1 protein-coding gene is annotated in these 1,155 nt (G+C 28.4%); it reads right to left on the bottom strand.

The window, feature by feature from the left end:
- Positions 1-9: 9 nt before the first annotated feature.
- A partial coding sequence (locus tag CP368_RS10040) for a DUF262 domain-containing protein (RefSeq protein ID WP_233185893.1) occupies positions 10-1,155 on the bottom strand: 1,146 nt, incomplete at its 5' end.

Raw genomic sequence — 1,155 nt, 5'->3', positions numbered from 1 at the left:
TCTAATCTATCAAGCAGCTTGATTAAAAGTGTTCAATTTATTATTGCAATTTACGACAAATAAATACTTATTGATGGCTTCATAATATTTTTTCTTATTTTTAGCTAATTTAAATGTTCTAGCATAATAACTAGCAAAAAATCCTAATAAAGAATTAGAAGGCACATCACAAATTGTCCTTCTTATAAGATAAATTGTAATCAAATGAATCACTTTAGTTAAAGTTTCTTCATCAATTTCATTATTTTCATAGTCATGGAAAACATGGAGAAAGAATGGATAAGATGTGCTTTGATTTATTCTATTTAAACTAGCTAAATCTGTTTTAATATCATCGTTATAACTAGATTCTGCCGGATACATAAAAGAAGCATATAATTCTGCATAATCTTTTATTTCCTTAAGTGCTTGTTCATGACTTAGATTTTCATTTTTAAATGTATCAACAAAAGTTTGGTAAACTTTACGTTCAGCGACCACTGAATTTTTCTTCATAATAATAAATTGTCTAAAGAACGCATCCATAGCATGATTGCTATTATCTCTTCTTAATTTATTTTCAATAGGTAACCAGTAATCTTCAAATAATCTTTCTTGATCATGATCACTCATTAACAAGAAATTACGAATTAAATCTGAATTAGTTAAAGCAACGCCAGTCGAATTGATACTTTCAAAAATAATTTGAGGATCATCCTCACCTTCTTTAAGACTGATTCCTACTACTTGGAGTTGTCGAATAGCTTGTAAAATTTCTCTACTTGTAATTCCCTGCTTGAGCCAATTATCAAAGGTTTGCTTTGCTAATTTATAGTTTTCAACAATATGACTATTTTCATCTAATTTATCATTATCATGATTCAACAAAGCTGTGTATTGAATATTATCTGATTTAATAGGCTTTAACTTGATTTTATATTCTTGAGAGGGAGACTGAGAATTTGTTAAAAACATTTCAATAGTTCCAGTAGTGAAGGCATCACCATCAACGGTAACATCTTTTAAAGCCTGTAGTAATAATGTAATCGTGGTTAACCTTTGTTGACCATCAATAATTAAATATTCTGGTAGTCCTATATCACTATTAGTTGATTCAAGGTAAACTACCGCGCCTAAAAAATGCTGCTTTTTAGTTTTAATTACAGTATATAAATC

Origin of the sequence: Lactobacillus sp. UMNPBX17 (genome assembly GCF_002553735.1) — a bacterium.
Classification (GTDB): Bacteria; Bacillota; Bacilli; order Lactobacillales; family Lactobacillaceae; genus Lactobacillus; species Lactobacillus gallinarum.
Note: the sequence above shows the minus strand (reverse complement) of the source record. Positions and strands in the feature narration are given on the sequence as shown.